General features: G+C 48.5%; 1 rRNA gene. It reads left to right on the forward strand.

The features are described from left to right. Positions 1-493 precede the first annotated feature (493 nt). A 16S ribosomal RNA gene (locus RIG61_14300) occupies positions 494-1,064 on the forward strand; the annotation flags it as partial.

Raw genomic sequence — 1,064 nt, forward strand, 5'->3', positions numbered from 1 at the left:
TATAAAAAAAGGGTCGATCCTCCTCCTGATAGAGCGTGAAGAAATATAAAACAGGTTTTTTTGATAAAAGGCGTTGACAGGAAAACCCCGCTCTATAGAATGCGCGCTCTCTCAACGAGGCAGACTAAAAAACTGACTCATTGATACCTCTGGAATCTTCAAAAAAACATGAAGATTTTGGTTGACTCAGGGTGGCAGATCATTAGAATACGCAGCCCTCGCCGAGCACCGGTAATTTACCGAAAGCTCAACAGGCGAAACGTTCTTTAACAATTTGATCAAGCAATGCGTGTGGGTGCTTGCTGAGATGTTTTGGTACACAAAATATCAAACGCAAGATATCCATCAATTCATTCCGAATTAATGGCCTATTTGTTTGGCCTTTTAATTTTTTTATTAGGTTCAAATTAGCGTTTGGCCGAGTTTTTAGATCGTACGCAGGGTTACTGCAACACGGTCTCCTCTTAGCCCTTGGGCTAGAGGTTAAAGATTTAAACTGAAGAGTTTGATCATGGCTCAGATTGAACGCTGGCGGCAGGCCTAACACATGCAAGTCGAGCGCGAAAGCCTTCGGGTGAGTAGAGCGGCGGACGGGTGAGTAACGCGTGGGAATCTACCTAGTAGTGGGGGACAACTCGAGGAAACTCGAGCTAATACCGCATACGTCCTACGGGAGAAAGGGGGCTTCGGCTCTCGCTATTAGATGAGCCCGCGTTAGATTAGCTTGTTGGTGGGGTAAAGGCCCACCAAGGCGACGATCTATAGCTGGTCTGAGAGGATGATCAGCCACATCGGGACTGAGACACGGCCCGAACTCCTACGGGAGGCAGCAGTGGGGAATATTGGACAATGGGCGAAAGCCTGATCCAGCCATGCCGCGTGTGTGAAGAAGGCTCTAGGGTTGTAAAGCACTTTCAGTAGGGAGGAAAAGTTAGTAGTTAATACCTGCTAACCCTGACGTTACCTACAGAAGAAGCACCGGCAAACTCCGTGCCAGCAGCCGCGGAAATACGGAGGGTGCGAGCGTTAATCGGAATTACTGGGCGTAAAGCGCGCGTAGGTGG

The sequence above is a fragment of the Deltaproteobacteria bacterium genome (genome assembly GCA_040223695.1).
Lineage (GTDB): Bacteria > Desulfobacterota_D > UBA1144 > Nemesobacterales > UBA2774 > JAVKFU01.